This is a genomic window from Enterococcus sp. DIV2371, assembly GCF_050498525.1.
GTDB classification, from domain to species: domain Bacteria; phylum Bacillota; class Bacilli; order Lactobacillales; family Enterococcaceae; genus Enterococcus_B; species Enterococcus_B mangumiae.
The window spans coordinates 2842952-2863392 of sequence record NZ_JBIPAJ010000001.1 but is presented as its reverse complement, the minus strand read 5'-3'; the positions used below and the strand labels follow the sequence as shown (position 1 = coordinate 2863392).

Sequence of the window (20441 nt, the reverse complement as noted above, 5' to 3'; positions counted from 1 at the left end):
AGAGAGGATCGTCGTGGCTGAGAGCGATCTAAAACAAGTAGTTTCTGAAAGACACTCTGGAGATGGACGCGTGCAAAGCCGTCCCGTAGACGAGCGTTAATCGTGAGAGGAAAGAGCAATCTTTCAAATATAGGTGGTACCGTGTATGAAATAATCATTCACCCTTGTTCATGGCGAACAAGGGTGTTTTTTGTTTGCATTGACTACATAGTGTGAAGAAAAGGAGAGAAAAAGATGAACTTCCAAAGACCAAAAGGAACAAATGATATTTTACCTGGAGAATCCGAAAAATGGCAATTTGTTGAAGAAACTGCCCGTTTATTATTCAAAGATTATCAATATAATGAGATCCGCACGCCGATTTTTGAACATTACGAAGTGATCGCTCGCAGTGTAGGCGATACGACGGACATCGTTTCAAAAGAAATGTATGATTTTTACGATAAGGGCGAGCGTCATGTGACGTTACGACCAGAAGGAACTGCGCCAATCGTTCGTTCGTTTGTTGAAAACAAATTATTTGGGCCAGAATATACTAAACCTTACAAAACATTTTATATGGGACCAATGTTTCGTTATGAGCGTCCCCAAAAAGGCCGCTTACGTCAATTCCACCAAATCGGTGTAGAAGCATTTGGCTCTGAAAATCCTGCGACAGATGTTGAAAGCATGGTGATGGCGTTAGACTTCTTCAAACAACTTGGGATCAGTCAAATCCGCTTAGTGATCAACTCTTTAGGGGATCAAGAAACACGTCAAGCCTATCGCCAAGCGTTGATCGATTATCTTGTCCCATTCGAAGCTGAATTAAGTGAAGATTCACAACGCCGCTTACACGAAAATCCTTTGCGTGTATTAGACAGCAAAGATAAACGTGATCAAAAATTTGTCGCAGAAGCGCCATCGATCTTAGATTATTTAAGTGAAAAAGCCAAAGCGCATTTTGAAACAGTGATTGCCATGTTGGATGCGTTAGATGTGCCGTACGAAATCGACAGCAACATGGTTCGTGGATTGGATTATTATACGCATACGATTTTTGAAGTAATGAGTGACGCACCTAAAATGGGCGCACAAGCAACGATCTGTGCTGGAGGTCGTTACGACAACTTAGTTGAAGAACTAGGCGGACCAGCGACACCTGGATTTGGTTTTGCGATGGGGATCGAACGTATTCTATTAACGATGGAAGCGGAGGAAGTCGCTGTCCCTGTATTGAATTCATTAGATGCTTATGTTGTCGCACTAGGTGAAGAAACAAATATCGAAGCATTGAAAATCGTTCAAGCAATCCGTGATTTTGGTTTTTCTGCCGATCGTGATTTCATGGGACGTAAAGCGAAAGCCCAATTTAAGACAGCAGATAAAGCCGATGCGAAGTTGGTCTTAGTGATCGGCGCCGACGAATTAGCAAATCAAACAATCAACGTCAAATCAATGGCTAATCGTACAGAGAAAAGTTATGCATTAGAAGAAATCTATAACCACTTTGACAAAGTTTATGATGAAATGACGTTATCGACTGAACAGGAGGAAAAATGATGGCACAACGAACAGTATACTGTGGACTTGTTTCAGAAAAGCAGTTAGGACAAACAGTCACATTAAAAGGCTGGGTACAAAAAAGACGTGACTTAGGTGGCGTGATCTTTATCGATCTACGTGACCGTGAAGGAATCGTTCAAATCGTCTTTAATCCAGAAATCAATAAAGAAGCATGGAAAATCGCCGATAAATGCCGTAGTGAATACGTCATTGAAGTAACTGGAACAGTCAAAAATCGTGATGAACTAGCAATCAATCCTAAAATGGCAACTGGTGAGTTTGAGATCATTGCGGATGAGATCATTATCTTGAACCAAGCTAAAACACCGCCTTTCTTGATTGAAGATGAGCAAACGATCAACGATGAGATCCGTTTGAAATATCGCTATCTTGACTTACGTCGTCCAAAAATGACGAAAAACATCAAATTGCGTAACGATACAACAAAAGCGATCCGTCACTATTTGGATGACCATGATTTCTTGGATATTGAAACACCATATCTAGGTAAATCAACACCTGAAGGAGCAAGAGATTACTTAGTTCCTTCACGTATCCATGCAGGGCATTTCTATGCATTGCCACAATCACCACAACTATTCAAACAATTATTGATGAACGCTGGATTTGATCGTTACTATCAAATCGTTCGTTGCTTCCGTGATGAAGATTTACGTGGCGATCGTCAACCAGAATTTACGCAAGTCGATATCGAAACAACGTTCTTGACCGCTGAAGAAATCCAAACGTATACAGAAGGTTTGATTGCTAAAGTGATGAAAGACGTACGTGGCATCGAAGTCACTTTGCCATTCCCACGCATGACGTATGATGAAGCAATGAGTCGCTATGGAAGTGACAAACCTGATACACGTTTTGACATGGAATTGATCGACTTGAGTACTGTTGTGAAAGACGTTGAATTTAAAGTCTTCCAAATGGCACTTGAAAATGGCGGAGTGGTCAAAGCATTGAATGCGAAAAATGCAGCAAGCAAGTATTCTCGTAAAGACCTAGACAATCTTGGCCAATATGCCACTCAGTTCGGTGCAAAAGGCTTAGCATGGTTAAAAGTGGAAGAAGATGGCTTGAAAGGTCCAATCGCGAAATTCATGGGCGAAGCATCTGAAGCACTGATTGAAGCAACCAACGCTGAAGTCGGCGATATTTTATTATTTGGTGCGGATAAAGAAGAAGTCGTTGCCGCAACGCTTGGCGCGATCCGTTCCCGCTTAGGAAAAGAATTAGGCTTGATCGACGAGTCAAAATTCAATTTCTTATGGGTGACAGAATGGCCACAATTTGAATATTCAGCTGAAGAAGGCCGCTATGTTTCCGCTCACCATCCATTTACGATGCCAAAAGCATCAGATGTTGAATTATTGGCAACTGATCCAGCTAAAGTCTATGCAGAGGCATATGACATCGTCTTGAATGGCTATGAGTTAGGCGGAGGATCATTACGTATCCATACGAGAGAATTACAAGAAAAAGTATTGAAAACACTAGGATTCTCTGAAGCAGAAATGGAAGAACAATTCGGGTTCTTGTTAAGTGCGTTAGACTATGGCTTCCCACCACACGGAGGAATTGCTTTAGGACTTGATCGCTTTGTGATGTTACTTGCAGGTGAAGATAATATTCGTGAAGTGATTGCCTTCCCTAAAAATGGTAAAGCAGCCGATGTGATGAGTGATGCACCAAGCACTGTTTCTGATCTTCAATTATTTGAATTGAATATCGATGTTACAGAAGTTGAGTAACAAGCAGTAAAGTTAAATTCCTTTTTTAGAAATTTAGAGGTTGTGAAAGTGTCACAGGTAAGTCGCGATTTATTCGTGCGTGTGACGCTGACACAACCTTTTTTCTATTATTTTGGAAATTACAATCTTTTTTTCAAAGATGTCTCTTGATTAAATCTTAAAAGATCTTATAATAAGGGCATACCAGATAAAGCGAGGCTTTTCTCATGAAAAAAACTTTCGAAAATTGGGCGTATCATGACTATACGACCAAACTTTCGGTGTCGATCGTCTATGCGCTGATTGCTTCAGTCGCATTGAATTTTTTTTATCAACCAGGAAATATCTATTCAAGTGGGATAACAGGTCTTGCGCAAATCTTAACGACGCTGTCAAAATCAGTGATTGGTTTTGAGATCCCTGTTTCAACTACACTGTATTTGTTAAACATTCCATTGTTTTTTTTAGCTTGGTTCAAACTTGGAAAAAAATTCACGATTTTTACATTTATAACTGTGACCTTAACATCGCTTAGTATTCATATCATGCCGCAAACGATTCTTTCGACCGATCCAATCATTTGTGCAATATTCGGTGGTGCAGTCACGGGCGTTGGGATTGGCTTAGCGTTGAAAAACGGCTTGTCTTCTGGCGGATTAGATATTGTGAGTATCACGATCCGCAAAAAAACCGGTCGATCAGTCGGTTCGATTTCCATTTATTTCAATGCGTTGATTGTTTTCGTTGCGGGCTTGCTCTTCGGTTGGCAGTATATGTTTTATAGTGCATTGTCGATTTTTGTAAGCGGCAAGGTAACCGATGTCGTCTATACAAAACAAAAAAAGATGCAAGTCATGATCGTGACAAAACATCCCGAAGCAGTGATCGAAGCAATCCAAAAATGTATGCGTCGTGGCATCACGATTATCAATGAAGCAGAAGGCGCATATAAACACGACAAACAAACGGTCCTAATGACGATCGTTACTCGCTATGAGCTTCCTTTATTACGTGAAGCAATGAAATCATCCGATCCACAAGCATTTGTCAGCATTGCGGAGAATGTCCAAATCCTCGGACGTTTTTATGAAGAGGGAATTTAGTAAAATAGTTAGATAAAACACAGTGGATAACTGAATGGTTATCGCTGTGTTTTTTTGTTGTTTTGTTAAATTTAAAGCACTTAAAAGTTATTGGTTTTTATAGTTTTTATATAATCCTATCGTCCAGATTCTAACATTTTTAGCGGTTTTGCGTTTAAAACGACACTTCATTAGAGAGTTGTGATTATTTAAAAATAACGTGATATATTTAAGTGGAAAGTAGGAAAGACAAATTTATGGATCTTGTATAAAAGAAAGGGGACAGTATCTTGAAATTAAAAACGATTCGTTCTATCAGAATAGTCAAAGTAATACAGTTCTTCCTTAGTTGCTCAGCTGTCCACTTACTGATAAGAGGACCTAAGTATACAGTTTTGATACCATTATTATTTGGCTTTCTCTTTGAACTAACCCTTCCAAAAGAATATGGTGGAGGACTAGTAAAAAATAAAAAGAATGTATTTATTAAATCAGAAAAAATTTGGATTGAACCACTTGTTGGAATTTTACTTTTGTTATTATTTATTATTTTTTCAACTATTATTTAATTGCCCTGGGAAGAATAAGGTGAAAAGAGGTATGTAGGAAATTTGTGTTTATTTTTTTTAACATTTAAAGAATTTCAAGCATGGCAGAGTATTTGTATATCAAAATTTCGTTATCAACATAGCTATATAAACAACATTGTTGAGCCAACAGGGTATACCCTATTGCCCAATCTTTTTGATGAAATATATATAATATTATTAGTGGCCATGTAGGTTGGGCAAAATCATTTCTCGAATCATAAAATATCCAAGGTTAATTTTTTGAGAAAAAGTGTACAGAAAACATTGTTTCTAGATACTCTTTTTTTGATCAAATTTCTATGGGGATTATTCAATATCGTTTACAGAAACTTGTAACAAAATCTATGTTAGGCTAAAAATAGTAGTCATTGTATTTTAGAACAATCCATTTGAAGGGTCAGAAACTTAACAGTTTTTTGATCTATTTATATTCCTCATTTAATAGCTCTTCCAGTAATTAACTCAGTTGAGAACAGTTGAAAATAAACATACTAGATAAAAAAGTATACTCTGTATATCAATGGGTATCTAAAATATTAATTGAAGAATAGTATATTTTTCTTGAAAAGGAGAGCTGAAATATATAAGCAGAAAAAATTTATGGTAGTATGAAGAGAGAATAAGCTATCTGGAGGGATAGATTTGCGAGATCTTCAAATAAAATTCATTACCAATACGGTTACTCGACGATGGATGCGTATTTTATCGGTAATTGAACAAGAAAAAAAATTTACAATCGCTGGTTTAGCTGAGCGTGTAGATACATCTAATCGAACTATTATAAAAGATATTGCTAAGCTAAAAAAATATTTTTTTAATATTGCTGAATTCATTCCTAAAAATACTGGATATATTTTTAAAGAAATAGATCGTGTATTGTATAGAGAAAAGAAAACACTTCTTTTGGAAGAAGAGTTATGGTTTGAAGTAATAGGTAATATATTTTGGGGAGACTTAGAAAATTTATCTAATTTAGCTGATTACTATCATTATTCAGAGAGCCAGATACAACGCTTTTTTCTTCAAGTAGAGCCTATTTTCACAGATTATGGAATAAGATTAACACAGAATCCAGTAAACCTGACTGGAAAAGAAGCAAATATAAGAAAGTTTTTTTATGATTTTTTTTATGAGGGCGAACAAACTCCCTACACTGTATATCCTCCGGAAGGCTTGCATGAGATAGTATTATCACATCTATCAAATGATTTAGGGAATTATGAGATTGATACGGGAGCTATGGCGCAATCATTTTATTATTACTTATTCATTTCTATGATAAGAAGCTCTCAAAAACAATTTATAGAATTGCCTCAAATCGTTAGGCAGATGATATTTGATCATAAAAGGGATTTCGTATTGCTAGAGTCTCTAATACCACTTATAAAGAAAGAATATGGTATTAACTTATCAAAAGATGAAGTTATAGGAATTCACTTATTAACCGCTAGTCAACGTACCTCAGATAATTTGGTAGCTGAGAAATTATTTTATGAGCGTTTTAATCAATGGCCTCAGATCACAGTTCTAGTCAATGATTTCATTAAAGAAGAGCAAATACTGAATCAAGGAAAACAAGAGATATTCACTTTTCTCTTATCGTTTTTTTTATCAAGGAAAATAAATGAAGTAATTAGTCCTATATGGAACAAGCAATTAAAAGAAGAGAAACAAATAGTGAAAGAATTCTACCCTATTGAATATAATCGCTTTGTTAATTTCATAATAAAGCGAAATAAGGAACTACGATTGTTTGATGATAATATCGAAGATATCGCAACTAGCTTAACAATGTTAATGGAGATTTTGTTAACAAAGTACTCGGTTTCTAAAAAAATCATATTCATTTTGGAAGGAAATCATTTGTTGATTCAATTAATACGAACCCAAGCTCAGATATTCTTACAATCAAAGTACGATGTATTTTTTGTTCCAATCGAGTGTCAGACAGAGAACTTTCTTTCTGGACAAGATGTTGATTTGATTGTAACAAATTATCGACCTTATCTTTTAGATTATGTTATAAAAAAAGATTACTTATTAATCAATAAGGTTCCTGATAAGCAGGATTGGATAAATATTATTACTTACTTGAATCCGCTGATGAGTAAAGTCTTTCATAACTATTAATTATTTAAAGCATACAAAAAGCCTGTCAGGCAGCTTTTTGTATGCTTTTTTAGTTATTGACTTTAGTCAGTTTCGTTTGCGTAGCGTACAAAAAAAACGTACGTTTCTACGCGTGGACGAAATAGTTTTAGCGATAAAAGTTTAGTACATACGAGATGGAATTGTAAGGTTCACATAGTCTTTAACCCGAAGTATCGACGAAAAATGATTTATGGAAAGTTAAGAGTAAGTATTGGTCAGATATGAAGAAAATTGTGTGAGATGAAATACGTTGAAATCATTGAAGCTCATGCAATGCCTGACCACATTCATATGTTAGTAAGAATACCGCCAAAGATTAGTATTCTAGTTTTATGGGCAACTTAAAAGGACAAAGTACAACCTTAATCCATGAAAAACATGCGAATTTGAAATATAAGTATGGGAATAAAAGCTTTTGGTCCAAAGGATACTACGTGAAAACGGTTGGATTAAATCAAAAAACAATTGAAAAATATATTCGAGAATAAGAAGCAGGTGGTCGAATTAGAGATAGTATAAGTAAACAAGAGTATGTAGATCCATTTAAATAGTTAAAGAGAGATAGGGGTGTGAGAGATTGGTGGTCATTTAAAAAGTCCCTTTTAAGGGGCTAGCGAATGGTGAGCCCTTCTAGGGCTATTAAATTATAGTAAAGTGGGTTCACAACTGGGTGAAAAACATGGATTTCCTATTTTTTTTTATTGTTGTAATCTTAATCTATAAACTGATTGATTTAATAAGTTTAAATTTAAGCTGTAATAGGAGGGATAAAATTTTGAGTTTTTAATAAATATTTTAAACCGAGGTTTCTTGGGGTGATCGTATGTTATGTGATTTTAATTTTTTTCACGCTAAATGCAAAGGCCGTAGAATTAGATGTAACGAAAACAGAAGGTACGATTAGATTTTATGGTATTTACGAACCAGTTGGAAAACCATCCCCTCCCCCTCCCGATTTAACATCCCAAAAAATTTGGAATAATGGCCCGCAGAATCGAAAACATTTACCAAGAACTAATTTTTTCAGTTCTTATACGAATTTTTGGATAGGCTTAACTTTAATTATTTTGGGATACGAATTATTAAAGAGGAGAAATAAGACCTAAAGCAACAAACATTTAATAGAAAGAAAGTAGGAATATTTTTATGAAAACCATACGTTTATCACCTATCGCTCTACTACTATCCACTATCCTAGTAGGAGGACCGATTTCAGCTTTTGCAGATGAGACAAGATTGGTAATCACGGAGGGGGAAATTCAATTTGTAGCGGATGAAGATGGCGAACTAATAGTTATACCACCAGTTGGACCGGAAGGCGGCGGTCCAGATGTTGAGCTTGAACCAGAAATTCCAGGTACGACAGGGCCTTTATCAATTATGAAAGCCGCAACAATTAGCTTTGGTTCGCAAGTAATCTCAAACCAAGATCAAACCTACAGTATGGTTGCTGAATTACAACCTCTTAAAGAAACGGGAGAATTAGTACCATATGTTTCATTTGCACAGGTCCAAGATTTGCGTGGAACAAATGCGGGATGGGATTTAAAAGTTAGCGTAAGTGACTTTAAGTCAGATACACAAAACAATGTTTTATCCGGAGCAGAAATTACTTTTGTAGATTCAATGGTTCGTTATGAAGGACTTAATCAAAATAATGCCCCTACTGGTCATACAAAAGGATTAAAGTTAATTCCTAATGTTGGATCAGTTTCCGTAATGACTGCTGAGACAGGAAAAGGAGCCGGATCCTCATCTATTGTATGGGGAAATCAAACAAATTTAAACGAACAATTTTCATCTTCAAATGTAGAGGTTGTTACTAATAATGCTATTCAATTATCTGTACCAGGTTCAACAGCAAAAGATGCTACAAGTTATGAAGCCAAGTTAACTTGGGAACTAATAACAACACCAGAAGAAGACGTTGAAGATGGTGAAGACGGGGGGGATGACGTAGACAACACTGTTGTAACAAATAGAAATATTTGAGTACGGGAGAAATAATAGAAGATAGCAATATAGATTTATGTGGAGGATAACGAATATAGTAGTATTACAAAATTTGTGATACTACTATTCTCAAAGAAAGAGGTTGAAATTTAAGTGAGAGATATTGATACATACGAAAGATTTTATTTTAAAAGTTATATAGGTGGAATTCTTTTAATATTGACAGCTATATTTATTCCGCTGAAAGTAGTAGCTGCTGAAGAGTCATTAGACTTTTATGTTACTCCAGAATTTTCTGAAAGCCAAGTTGATGGAAACGTAAGATACTTTGACATGAATGCTGAGCCAGGAAGTGTTCAAAAGTTGACTCTAAATCTAAAAAACGGTAATGCTAGAAAAAAGAAAGTACAAATAACAGCACATACTGCATTTACCAATGTATTAGGTTCTGTGGAGTACGGAAAAAATGCTGAGTTTATTGACCCTACGTTAGAGCATTCTTTAGAAGATTTGATTGAGCCAATTGAGCCAATTGAGCTTGCTGCCAATGAATCTAAAAATGTTGAAATTACTTTGAATATGCCTACCGAACAATTTAATGGTTTATTAGCCGGAGGGTTGAGAATTGCAGAAATAAATGACGATATTGGAGAAGAGACTAAGGAAGATAGCCTTACACTTACAAATGAGTTTGTTTATATCATTGGAGTATTAGTAAGCAACAACCGATCATCTGTGCAACCATATTTAGAATTACAAGATGTTTTTGCAGATCAACTTAATTATCGTAATGTAATAAGCGCACAAATACAAAACATAACACCCACATTTATTAATAAATTAGTAGTTGATGCAACTGTAAGACGAAAAAATGAGAATGAAATTTTGTATCGCACTCAAAAGGAAAATATGCAGATGGCGCCAAACTCTAGTTTCAATTTTCCGATTTCTTTAAATGGTGAAAAATTTGAAAGTGGAGACTATATTTTAGAACTAGTTGCTCAGTCTGGAAAGGACATTTGGGAATGGAAAAGAGAATTTGAAATAGAGACGGATGTTGCAAGGGAGCTAAATCGCACAGATGTAACGGTTACAGATAATAATGAATTAAATACATTGGTTGTTTCCATATTACTTATTATTTTAATTCTTACAATTATATGGTTATTTTTAAAATCTAGAATAAAGGAGTAGACTATAAAAAATGAAGCTACGAAGAATCATAGTAAAAGTTACAATACTATTTGTTTTTATTCAAAATATAATACTCCCTATAAATTTTACTGTAGGTTATTTGTATGCAGATGAGAATAAACCTATATTAGATGAAATGCTAGATTCTTCATGTCCTTCAAAAGATCATCCAGAAAATAAAAAAGAAGACTTTTATTTTGAAGAAACACAATCACAATACTTAGCTGGTGAAGAATTTACTTTGATTGTTAAAACAAGAAACGTGACAACAGAGTTTGAGATCAGTATTCCATTAGATTCCAAAATAATAAATGATAAAACATCAGATCAAGCAATAACCAATACAGGCGATGGAAAATGGGTTATACAATCAAGTATACCTAAAAATTTATTTGAAATCAGAATTAATATAGAACATTCTGGAAAACATACTTTTTCTATTGATGAAGTAAAACATAGTATAGAAGTTCAAGAGTGGAATGATAACAAAGATAGAGAAGCCGCAGCTCATAATAAGGACCAAGACATTAATATAAATGAAGATAGAAATGAAATGAACAGCAGCATTATACAAGAGCATGAAAATTACTCGAATCAAATAGGTTTGGAAGAAAATAGTGATTTGAAAGATAATAAGAAGAATCAATCGAAGGTTAACGTTATTGGAAATCCAACTATAAAGGATGTTGCTAGTTGGGAAGAATTCATTAAGGCTTTTTCAAACAAAGAAATTCATACAATAAACATAATTGCGGATTTTGAAACACCTAATAATCCTAGAATAGGTATTGAGAATATCACTGAAGGAAATACTGACAATGTACCTAATTCCGAGCGCTTTGTTCGGTTAAGGGAAGCTTCCATATCTAGAAAAGTTATAATTGAAGGGAATAATCATCAAATAGATTTTCGGTCTATTATGTTAGGATTTGAAAATAGAACTGTAAGTCAGATTTCTCCATGGGATATAGAAATAAAAAATCTAACTATTTACCACGGTAATTGGTATGGACCTATTTCGTTGGTAAATTTGAGTGATTCCAATCAACGTACATCCAAAATGACATATTATAACATTACAAATTATGGGAATCAGCTATTACATGCTCCGTATACAGATATATACATCAAAGGAACAGTTGTAAATCATCAAGTACAATATTATACATCCAAGTTTCGAGAAAACTGGCAAATATATACTACCCATCAGGCAAATTTAGAGGTATCTAATGTAGAGATTTCAGAAAATGCTACACTTGATGTAAAAACAATTGGTGCTGGGAATATTGATGTCTTAAATGGTGGAACCTTGACTTTAAAAAAGAATTCGACTTTACTAGCTGAAGCAAATGGTCATGCGGGAGAAATTGAAGGGGTAAATATTCTTCTTAGAAATGGAAATTTTATAGTGGAAGAAAATGCTCGTGTTGAATTGAAAACACAAAATAAAAGAGGAGGGATTAGTCTTTATTCATCGAATTCAAAGGTCAGCATTGGAAAAAATTCCTATGTAAGTGTAGTTTCTTCAGGTGATAAAGATAATAGAAATGGAGTATGGTGGAATGCTATTTTTATGAATGGAGGTAGTAAATTTGAAATAGATGATGGTGGGAAACTGCATATTCAAGGAATAAATATGGGAGCATCAAGTTCAAATATTATTGAAGTACAGGGTAGTGCAGACTTTAGTGTTGGCAAGGATGCAGTTATAGATATAACAAGTGATAGTACGTCAAATAATCAAAGTATTATGAATTTTACTAGCTCAAATTCAAAATTTAAATTTGTAGATGCAAAAAGAATCAATTTACAGCGTGTAAGTGAAATATCAGGTACATCTACGGAAAATGGGTTGATAAGAATAGCAGGAGATAGCGGTTTACTAGAAATTGATATTCAGACAGTTAAAATGTGGGCTAGAGGGAACTATAATGCTGTGCATCCGACCTATACATGGACACCAATCTTTAATTTAAATTTAGTTTATTCAAATTTTACATCTAGGATAGAAAGTGTTTCATCAATTAACCAAAATATAATTACGGATTTTGAAAGGTTTTTTACCACTCAGAATGTGCAAAGAGTTTTGTTTGAAAAGATACCTGATGTAAAAGTAACAATAGATGCTTTGTCGGAAGATTCTGTAGCTTCAAATTCAACTACTATTACTGGAAAATCGAATCCATTTAGTTATATACGTTTTTCAGGAGATTCATCCATACCTTCAGGAAGTATTCTATCCCCAAATACTTCTGAAAGTGAGAAATTTCATACTATCGCCGATCATAATGGAGATTATAATTATACTTTACCGCAAGGATTAAGATTTTCTGCAGGTAATGAAGTTACGGCCTACGCTTTTTTAAACGGAAAAGATGGTATCGCTAGTACTATAGTAGAAGGAAAGAAAGCTACTCCGGATCCTATCGACCCAATCAATCCTGAAAATGAGGTCAATCCTGAAAATAAACCAGAGGTTCCTGAATATCAAGGATTGTTGAGTCTCGATTTTGTTTCTCAATTCGTATTTGGAGAACAAAAAATTTCTGCAAATGATAAAATTTATTATGCTAATTCACAAAAAATTTTAAATGACATGGGAAATAATTACATTGGCAGCCGTCCTAATTATATCCAGATAAGTGATCGTCGAGCTAATAATAGTGAAACAGGTTGGGAATTGTCAGTAACACAAAACAAACAATTTACAGATTACAGAGGAAATGAGCTTTTAGGAGCAAGTATAGGTATGACTAATCAACAGCTAGTTACTAACATTGGAGGAAATAGTCCTTCATTACAGGAAACGGATGATATAACTTTAGTCCCTAACGTAAAGCATGTATTATTAAAAGCTCAAGAAAATACAGGAAAAGGAACCTGGATTTATCGCTTTGGTGATTTGGAAACGGCGAATAAAAGCGTATATTTAAAAATCCCCAAAGGTTCAAATCCGGATGCAACGGCATATAATACTAATTTATTGTGGACTTTAAGTATAGTTCCTTAAAATTGAGGTTTAGTGTATACAAAATAAAATTAGAATTTAATGTTATACACGATAATCTAAGAGAAAAGAGATACTAAAATGGATTATATTTATGGCTACCCTAAGTATATTGAAGACTTTTGTAAAGAATTTAATAGATACGAAATTACCTCAGGCCCATTTATTGAATATATAGAGCAACAGATTGGGGAAATTGAGAAGTGTATTGAACAAATTTCTCAAGATAATTTTTGGAAATCTATTTCTATAATATTAGGAATAGATGCAAAACTATGTTTAGTATTAGAATTACTGGAAATTTGTGACTTTTCAGATGAAGAGATGATAAGAATTATAAGTAACGATTATAAATCTTATTTTAAAGAACTTAGTGGATATAATTTACGTGAAAAAACAAAACCGTCTCTTTTTTTTAATATTTTATAAATATTTTTAAATATATGAATGAAGATAACATAAAGTCAAACTATATCAAATCCAGCATAAAATATTGGCAAGCACTCTTAACTTATATCGAAAAAACGACAGTGATAACAACTTCCACTTACTCAAAAGAGTCATTAACGAAATATGGTGATGCTGTTGAAGGAGTCCTTATGAACAGCACATTAAATGGAGTAGGAATTCCTCAAAAAAATATGAAGTGGATTCATTTCTCTCAAGTAAATCGTACAACCGATGAACGAAGAAAAGCATTCTTAAAAGAATTACCTAAGATGCTCTAAACTAAAATGCAGTAGAATATTATGTATCAATTTCTATAGAAATTAGTTTTCCTAATCACCATATAAGTGAAGACAAATGAATTAAAATTATGCCAACTAATTTAGTAAAAGAAAAAATATGTTTTTGTATAAGAGAGTTTTACTTCTTTTAAGAATAGCCTAGTTTTTTTGAAGCGAGTTGCCAAAAAGTATAACATTAAAAGAATGTACACGAAATAGGTTCAGATCTCTTTTTTGATACGGTAGATTGTTTGTCTTGTAATATTGTAGTCTTTCGCAATCTTTGAAATAGCAACCCCCTTATTAAGATCCTCAACGATGCTTTTATAAACAAGGCGACGTTGGGGATCTTTTGCGTCCGCACTGTATAGCTTAGGACGGCCTTTATAAACACCATTAGCCTTAGCAATCTTAATTCCTTGTGCCTGGCGTCGTTTGGATTCTTTACGTTCCTGTTCGGCAATCATGGCCAATATTTGAATGATTAAGTCTTTAATGAATTTATCCAGGAGTGGATTTCCAATTGCTTCCGCCATTATAGGTAGACTAGTAATGATCAGCCGGATGTTATTATTTTTTAGGTAATTAACTGAAGCGATAATTTCATCATAATCTCTACCTAATCGATCAATGGCTTCTACAATAAAAGTATCTTGTTCACGTACAGAATCTAAAGCCTTTTGAAAAATTGGCCGTTCTGAAATTGTGGCTTCAGATTGTTTTTCAATAAAAATTTTTTCTGCTCCAAATTGTTTCATTTCTTCAATTTGGCATTGTTCATTTTGATCAAGAGAAGAGACTCGAATATATGCAACTTTCAATTTTTTTACCTACTTTCTCGAACTATTTAAAATACACCCTAATCACACACTAGAAATCGAGATTTTTCAATGATCCGCTAGTGTATATTTAGGGTACACTGCCTTGAAAAATAAGGAAACACCCAAGGGTTACTTAGGTGTTTCCTTATTTTTTTCTTCTATTTTGTTGAGGTAACGATAAATAGTTGTTCGAGAAACATTCCAACGTTCCGCAATTGTCTTAATAGGAGTACCGTTATCAACTAAGGTTTTTAGTAAGTCTGAATCTTGATCAGTTAGTTTTTCAGGCCGTCCACCAAAACGACCTCTTGCACGAGCAGCTTCTCGACCAGCAGCCGATCTTTCCAAAATCAAATTGCGCTCAAATTCTGCAAAAGCCGCAAATAAATGAAACATAAGTTGTCCAGTAGAGCTAGATTTATCCATTGTAATATTTTCTTGAAGACTATGGAAACTTACACCACGTTCATTCAATCGATTGACGATCGAAATCAAATCTTCCATATTTCTTCCTAGCCGATCTAAACGCCAAACTACGAGAATATCTCCAGAACGAACAAAATTGATGGCCGTTTCTAATCCTGGTCGATTACTTTTTGCACCGCTCATATGATCGGTAAAAATTTTCTCACAACCAAATTTGTTTAAACTATCTTCTTGTAAATCTAAATTTTGTAATCCAGTAGATACTCGAGCGTATCCTATTTTCAAAATAATCACTCCTCATTAAAATCTATTGTACCATAACTTTATTTATATAGTTTAATTGAACATAGATTTTGGCATGGGTTTATGAACACGGAATGAATTGTTTTTTTGAAAAATATAGACAAAAAACAAAGTGTTCAGAAACGGACGATATTCTGGACACTCTGTTTTTTAGGTTCTCGCATATTTAAACTTTTGAAACTTTAAAAAAAGTATTATAAACTTCATTTTATTGTAGAAAAAATTATTGATTAAAGATACTCAATTTATTGAGTAATTTCTTCAATTCTATGGCGTCCCAAGGTAAATATTCTGCTATAGTTAGTCCTACAATTTCATTATTATCAAATAGACTAGTTAAAATAGTTGTGACTTCTAATAGAGACATATTTCCAGCGCTTGATGGGAACTTGTCTTGTCCAGGTTCTGAGAAATAAACTGATCGGAATATATTTGGATCTAAAACATCCAAATCGAAGTGGATTGCAATTTTTTTGAATTTATTTTTATTAATCCATTCTTGGATTTCAGCATAATTCAAATGTTTATCTTGTTGAATCGTATAATTAATATCTAGGTCAGATAATATATTTTTTTCTTCAAAGTTGGGTTCTTGCAAACCTACATACAGAATAGAATCTGATGATAGTGGATTTTCTACTATTTTTGACAGTTCTGGATCTCCCATACCCAATAGGTTGCCTAGAACCATTGCATGTTCATTGTAATATATTTTTGGAGTTGATATATCTGGATGCGCATCAATCCAGATCACACCTAATTCCTCTTTGTATTTACCTTTTAAATAATCAAGTGGAGCTTGAGATACTAAGCAAGTCCCTCCTAATGTGATGATTTTTTCAGGTTGCTCTTTTTCCAGGATTCTTTTTGAGACTTGAACATTCTCTTTCACAACTTTCTGTGCGATCACATTATTTTCCTTTAACAATGATGCAGTATTAGGATACTCAATTGGCAGCCGAACTTCTTTTTGATTTTCATTTTTGGGGGCTAACCAAGATAAAAGTTCTGCGCCAAAATAATATTCTGGCTTATTCCCACCTTGCCAATCAGCAGCTAGTATTCGTAAAGTTTTAGTCATAATATTCTCTCCTTTGTGTTAAACTACTTTTACAATAAACTATGACGTTACTAGAGGGTCAAGAGGAGAGACTTTGTATGAAATATTTATCAATTGGGAAAATGTCAAAACTGAGTAATATCTCTATTCGAACTTTAAGATACTATGATCAAATCAACTTATTTAAACCAGAATATATAAATAAAGAAAACAACTATAGATATTATTCGATCCAACAATTATTCTATTTAGAAATAATCAAGTATTTGAGAAAATTAAAAATGCCTATTAATGATATTAAAAATGCCATGTCGCTTTCGCCTAAACAATTAAATTATTTTTTAGAAAAACAGGAAAAAGAAATAAATAGTCAAATAAATGAGTTAAATCATATAAAAAATTTACTTGAAAATCAAAGAATAGAACTTAGTTTTCAGAATGAATTGTTAGATAAGACTGAAGGAAAGATTTATCGAAGGATGATTGAAAAGAGAACAATTGTAAAGCAGATTTGTAATGGAAAAATTACACCTTTGACTCAACCAGATCTTTATTTTTCAGAGTTATATCATCTACTTGAAACGAATAGTTGGGTTCCAAAATCTTATCAATACAATTGTTCATTTACTTTAAGAAACTATGACTCATTGGATGAAATAAATTATAACTATCTTTTTATCAATGTTTATCCAACAGAAGATCCATCTCTACATGGTATGACAGATGAAATAGCTGAGGGAGAATACTTATGTGTTAAATTTAATTGGAATGTGCAGAACTATTTGAAGAACTATCTTGTCCTTAAAGAAGCATATGAAAATTTAGGTTGTAAGGGGAATCCAATTGTTTACGAGGTTTCTATGGCAAATCATTTTGATAGTTCACATGATGGGGAATTTGTTAGTGAACTTCAAATAAAAATTTAAGTATGATTATTATGAATATTATTAAAAAATAAATTATTCTTGTCCGTACCATATATGTGAAAAATATCCAATTAATGTCTATCTAGGGTACACCCAAATTTTACAACGATAAACCTCTTGTTTGTATCATTTTTATACCTCACTATTTCATACGAATGTTCCATGCACTCCAATTACAAAGAGGGCTAGAAAAAATTATATATCATGTTAAATGTTAAATTTAATATGGTTTACTAATTGTTAATATAACTATGATAAAATTAGTAAACGTTAAAAAGGCGGTATTTATATGTATAAGAAGAAATTTAAAATTTTGGTAGTATTTTTATGTATCTTATTCTTTTCTATTACTTTTTATTTTATTAGAAAGAAAGCATACGAAACAAAGTTAGAAGATGGAATGTTTTCTTATGCAATCCAACAAGGTATTCCTAAAGAGAAAATAAAAAAAACTAATATGAAATATTATCCAAAAGGTCAGCGTTACGAATATGAAATTTATATCAATAATCTTGATGACAATAAATATTTTATTTTTTCTTATGTTTTAAAGGAAAGTCCATTTAAAGCATATTTATTTCAAGAAAAAATAAATACTACTTCTATTGATTCTAGTGCATATATAGATGGTTCTGTCGTGGGACTAGAAGATAAAATAGCTAAACCATTGCTTGATAAAATTCAGTGATGATAACTAGATATAATTTAGGGTTATGTCGACTAGATGATTAAATAATATTTATAGGATGGTTTTTATGAATAAAGAGGAAATGAAAGAGTATTACGAAAAAAATAAAAAAAGAAGATGAAGTGGATCTAGATTGGTTAATTGCATTGAAAAGAAAAACAATTAGGCTATAGTTTCTGGAGACGTCCATAATACGGATTAGAACGAAGAATGGCTGTATTGATCGATTGTGATTATGGTGAGCTGATTCAGCTCAATATTCAAACGAAACAATATCCTTGTAAAAATTGTGGGAATTGTTACCAATTTATTGATCAAGACTTTCAACTACTAAACGAAAAAAATAAGTAGGTATCTTATAGTCGGGCAGTCGTCTGGCTATTTTTCTATTTAGAGAAGAGCCTCGTTGCAAATACGTAAAATAAGATAAAAAAAACTCCGTCAGTTTAAACCTGACGGATATTCATTATTTAAATTCTACATGCAATTCCTTACCAACTTTTGTAGCAATTTCATATAAAATTTTTATACTTGGATTCATGCTTCCATTCTCTATGCGTGCAATCGTACTCTGCGGTTTCCCAACTTTTTCAGCAAATTCTCGTTGGGAAACCCCTAGTTCGCTTCTTAATTCAGTAACTGCTACTGCAATTTCTAAGCGCTGTTTTTCTGCTTCAAACTCTTGAGCAAAAGTCGGACTTTCCGCTTTTTTCTTTTCAATTAGATCTTTAATGCTCATATTAGTTCTCCCTTCAAATATTTTTCTCTAACACTTTTTGCATGGTTTATTTCTTTTTGTGGGGTCTTTTGAGTTTTCTTAGTAAAACCATGTGTGATAAGAAATTCATTGTCGATTTTTTGAAAATATATTGCTCGTTGAATATTTTTTCCTACTTTAGAACGTAATTCATACAAATCATTATCTAATTTTTTTACCCACTCCATTCTTTGAGCAATGAGCAATCCTTTTTCTTCTGTTATTTCAATTATTGCTAATAACTTAGAAGAATCCTTTTCAGGTATAGAGTTCAAAAAATCTTCAAATTCGCTTGTTCCGTCTTTCCGTTTAACGTAATCAAATTGTGGTTTATCCATACCTTTATGATAGCTTATTCGCTATCGAAAAGCAAACGAATATTCCTTTTAATGAAAATAAAGGGAATTGATGTGTGATAGAATAAATAGAAAGCTATTTGAAGAAAAAATTTATTATGTGTAGATAATATACAAAAGGAGTAAAAGAATTGAATCGATCAGAGTACAAACAAATGCTGACAATGAAATATTTTTACGAGGAGAAATTGCAAGAAATCAAAAAGAAACATAAGTCTGATCCGGATTTGTTTCATCCGATTGGTAAGGATCGTTATTGTCTATACTGTGAGAAGTATCAAGAAATCCAAGATAAGCTACAGCCTACTTTAAAACAATTAATGCAGTATGAAAAAACACACGAAGTGAAACAACCAGTGATTCAACAGTTGGCCGCAGTCCCCAAAAAGGAAAAGGCGAAGCCAAAAAAAGTGTATCAAGTCTATTCTCTCTTGTTCAAAGATGGTTCAGAATATTTGGTTTATACGTTCGCCCAGGAAACTGGTTGTCGATTATTAGGGAGACAGATTTCAGAATTAAGTAAGGCAGTTCCTATCTCTAAGGAGTATTATTCGTCCATTTATTTAGAACAGGAAGATGGCTCGATTATTTCAGTAGAAGCACGCTTGCAAGAGCATTCGACTAAGAAAAGTTGGTTATTAGCAGAAAAACAGCAAACGAGAATAAAAGCGACAGGAATTTGTTTCAATGAAAAACCTTTTGAATATTTGAAGTATACTAAAGGACAATACAGCTGTTTGATCACTTTTTGCGGGAATACGGCGATTAAAAAAACAAAGAAATTTTCAAAAAATGGGAAAGTAGCTTTTGAAACAGCCCCAAGGCATGATTGCATTAGAGTATGGATAAGTCCTTCTGAAGCTCTTTCCAGGCACGTTTATGGTGATTTTATGTACACACTAATAAAATTATTTATTTTTAATTTATAAAATAATATATTTTTATTCTACTATTTTAAATAATAAACTAATTAGTTTATTATTGTTTTGTGAAGACTACCCAAAAAAGTATGTTTACCAATAGATAAATAATGGACTATAGACAGAATTGCGACAACTGCTAATTTTAAGGATTATACAGAGTCTTAAAAATCCCACATAAACTAATGTTAA

18 protein-coding genes, 1 pseudogene and 1 other annotated feature (1 of these 20 cut by a window edge) are annotated in these 20441 nt (G+C 33.2%); of the genes and pseudogenes, 14 read left to right on the top strand and 5 right to left on the bottom strand.

Annotated elements, in window-relative coordinates:
- Positions 1-169: a binding site (T-box leader), on the top strand (it extends 43 nt beyond the left edge of the window).
- Positions 170-234: 65 nt separating this feature from the next.
- From hisS to IGL24_RS13415, 11 genes and pseudogenes are all read left to right on the top strand, one after another.
- Entirely contained in the window at positions 235-1542 is a 1308-nt protein-coding gene (gene hisS, locus IGL24_RS13465; RefSeq protein ID WP_207700136.1) for a histidine--tRNA ligase, read from the top strand.
- Positions 1542-3308, top strand: coding sequence for an aspartate--tRNA ligase (aspS, locus tag IGL24_RS13460; protein ID WP_206856339.1), 1767 nt, complete (start codon positions 1542-1544; stop codon positions 3306-3308). Before hisS ends, aspS begins: the two co-directional genes overlap by 1 nt.
- A gap of 206 nt (positions 3309-3514) precedes the next feature.
- Positions 3515-4390 (top strand): YitT family protein, encoded by an 876-nt coding sequence (locus tag IGL24_RS13455; protein WP_206856343.1) that lies wholly within the window; start codon positions 3515-3517, stop codon positions 4388-4390.
- Between the two features lie 269 nt (positions 4391-4659).
- A complete protein-coding gene (locus IGL24_RS13450) occupies positions 4660-4938 on the top strand; it encodes a hypothetical protein (RefSeq protein WP_207700137.1) in 279 nt (92 codons plus the stop codon).
- 663 nt (positions 4939-5601) lie between these two features.
- Positions 5602-7089 (top strand): helix-turn-helix domain-containing protein, encoded by a 1488-nt coding sequence (locus IGL24_RS13445; RefSeq protein WP_207700138.1) that lies wholly within the window; start codon positions 5602-5604, stop codon positions 7087-7089.
- 174 nt (positions 7090-7263) lie between these two features.
- Positions 7264-7661: pseudogene (gene tnpA / locus IGL24_RS13440) on the top strand (IS200/IS605 family transposase).
- 595 nt (positions 7662-8256) lie between these two features.
- The gene (locus IGL24_RS13435; protein ID WP_207700139.1) at positions 8257-9102 is read left to right on the top strand and encodes a WxL domain-containing protein; all 846 of its coding nucleotides are present in this window, start codon (positions 8257-8259) and stop codon (positions 9100-9102) included.
- A gap of 114 nt (positions 9103-9216) precedes the next feature.
- Positions 9217-10257 (top strand): DUF916 and DUF3324 domain-containing protein, encoded by a 1041-nt coding sequence (locus IGL24_RS13430; protein ID WP_429966343.1) that lies wholly within the window; start codon positions 9217-9219, stop codon positions 10255-10257.
- Positions 10258-10267: 10 nt separating this feature from the next.
- On the top strand, positions 10268-13267 hold the full coding sequence (locus IGL24_RS13425) for a WxL domain-containing protein (protein ID WP_207115853.1): 3000 nt from the start codon (positions 10268-10270) through the stop codon (positions 13265-13267).
- Between the two features lie 78 nt (positions 13268-13345).
- Positions 13346-13693, top strand: coding sequence for a DUF7006 family protein (locus IGL24_RS13420; protein ID WP_207700407.1), 348 nt, complete (start codon positions 13346-13348; stop codon positions 13691-13693).
- 101 nt (positions 13694-13794) lie between these two features.
- Complete coding sequence (locus IGL24_RS13415; protein WP_429968497.1) at positions 13795-13992, top strand: hypothetical protein; 198 nt, start codon at positions 13795-13797, stop codon at positions 13990-13992.
- 221 nt (positions 13993-14213) lie between these two features.
- On the opposite strand, the gene IGL24_RS13410 is transcribed toward IGL24_RS13415, so the two are convergent.
- The 3 genes from IGL24_RS13410 to IGL24_RS13400 form a co-directional block, all read right to left on the bottom strand.
- A complete protein-coding gene (locus tag IGL24_RS13410; RefSeq protein ID WP_207115855.1) occupies positions 14214-14813 on the bottom strand; it encodes a recombinase family protein in 600 nt (199 codons plus the stop codon).
- A 129-nt stretch (positions 14814-14942) separates the two neighbouring features.
- Complete coding sequence (locus tag IGL24_RS13405) at positions 14943-15533, bottom strand: recombinase family protein (RefSeq protein ID WP_207115856.1); 591 nt, start codon at positions 15531-15533, stop codon at positions 14943-14945.
- Between the two features lie 232 nt (positions 15534-15765).
- A complete protein-coding gene (locus IGL24_RS13400; protein ID WP_207115857.1) occupies positions 15766-16623 on the bottom strand; it encodes an arginase family protein in 858 nt (285 codons plus the stop codon).
- A 77-nt stretch (positions 16624-16700) separates the two neighbouring features.
- On the opposite strand from IGL24_RS13400, the gene IGL24_RS13395 reads away from it, so the two are divergent.
- The gene (locus IGL24_RS13395; protein ID WP_429966342.1) at positions 16701-17528 is read left to right on the top strand and encodes a MerR family transcriptional regulator; all 828 of its coding nucleotides are present in this window, start codon (positions 16701-16703) and stop codon (positions 17526-17528) included.
- A 289-nt stretch (positions 17529-17817) separates the two neighbouring features.
- The gene (locus IGL24_RS13390) at positions 17818-18216 is read left to right on the top strand and encodes a hypothetical protein (RefSeq protein ID WP_429966341.1); all 399 of its coding nucleotides are present in this window, start codon (positions 17818-17820) and stop codon (positions 18214-18216) included.
- Positions 18217-18682: 466 nt separating this feature from the next.
- Here the strand turns inward: IGL24_RS13390 and IGL24_RS13385 are convergent, their stop codons facing one another.
- Complete coding sequence (locus IGL24_RS13385) at positions 18683-18955, bottom strand: helix-turn-helix domain-containing protein (RefSeq protein ID WP_207116091.1); 273 nt, start codon at positions 18953-18955, stop codon at positions 18683-18685.
- Complete coding sequence (locus tag IGL24_RS13380) at positions 18952-19311, bottom strand: type II toxin-antitoxin system RelE/ParE family toxin (RefSeq protein ID WP_207116090.1); 360 nt, start codon at positions 19309-19311, stop codon at positions 18952-18954. Before IGL24_RS13380 ends, IGL24_RS13385 begins: the two co-directional genes overlap by 4 nt.
- A 149-nt stretch (positions 19312-19460) precedes the next feature.
- Here IGL24_RS13380 and IGL24_RS13375 point away from each other — a divergent pair, with 149 nt between their 5' ends.
- Positions 19461-20258, top strand: a complete 798-nt coding sequence (locus tag IGL24_RS13375) for a hypothetical protein (protein ID WP_207116089.1) — start codon at positions 19461-19463, stop codon at positions 20256-20258.
- The last annotated feature ends 183 nt before the right edge of the window (positions 20259-20441 follow it).

What these genes read in the sequence shown, in the direction of transcription:
- aspS (WP_206856339.1), top strand. Translation starts at nt 1,542, where the DNA reads ATGGCACAACGAACAGTATACTGTGGACTTGTTTCAGAAAAGCAGTTA.
- IGL24_RS13400 (WP_207115857.1), bottom strand. Translation starts at nt 16,623, where the DNA reads ATGACTAAAACTTTACGAATACTAGCTGCTGATTGGCAAGGTGGGAAT.
- IGL24_RS13395 (WP_429966342.1), top strand. Translation starts at nt 16,701, where the DNA reads ATGAAATATTTATCAATTGGGAAAATGTCAAAACTGAGTAATATCTCT.
- IGL24_RS13425 (WP_207115853.1), top strand. Translation starts at nt 10,268, where the DNA reads ATGAAGCTACGAAGAATCATAGTAAAAGTTACAATACTATTTGTTTTT.
- IGL24_RS13390 (WP_429966341.1), top strand. Translation starts at nt 17,818, where the DNA reads ATGTATAAGAAGAAATTTAAAATTTTGGTAGTATTTTTATGTATCTTA.
- IGL24_RS13380 (WP_207116090.1), bottom strand. Translation starts at nt 19,311, where the DNA reads ATGGATAAACCACAATTTGATTACGTTAAACGGAAAGACGGAACAAGC.
- IGL24_RS13420 (WP_207700407.1), top strand. Translation starts at nt 13,346, where the DNA reads ATGGATTATATTTATGGCTACCCTAAGTATATTGAAGACTTTTGTAAA.
- IGL24_RS13385 (WP_207116091.1), bottom strand. Translation starts at nt 18,955, where the DNA reads ATGAGCATTAAAGATCTAATTGAAAAGAAAAAAGCGGAAAGTCCGACT.
- hisS (WP_207700136.1), top strand. Translation starts at nt 235, where the DNA reads ATGAACTTCCAAAGACCAAAAGGAACAAATGATATTTTACCTGGAGAA.
- IGL24_RS13455 (WP_206856343.1), top strand. Translation starts at nt 3,515, where the DNA reads ATGAAAAAAACTTTCGAAAATTGGGCGTATCATGACTATACGACCAAA.
- IGL24_RS13435 (WP_207700139.1), top strand. Translation starts at nt 8,257, where the DNA reads ATGAAAACCATACGTTTATCACCTATCGCTCTACTACTATCCACTATC.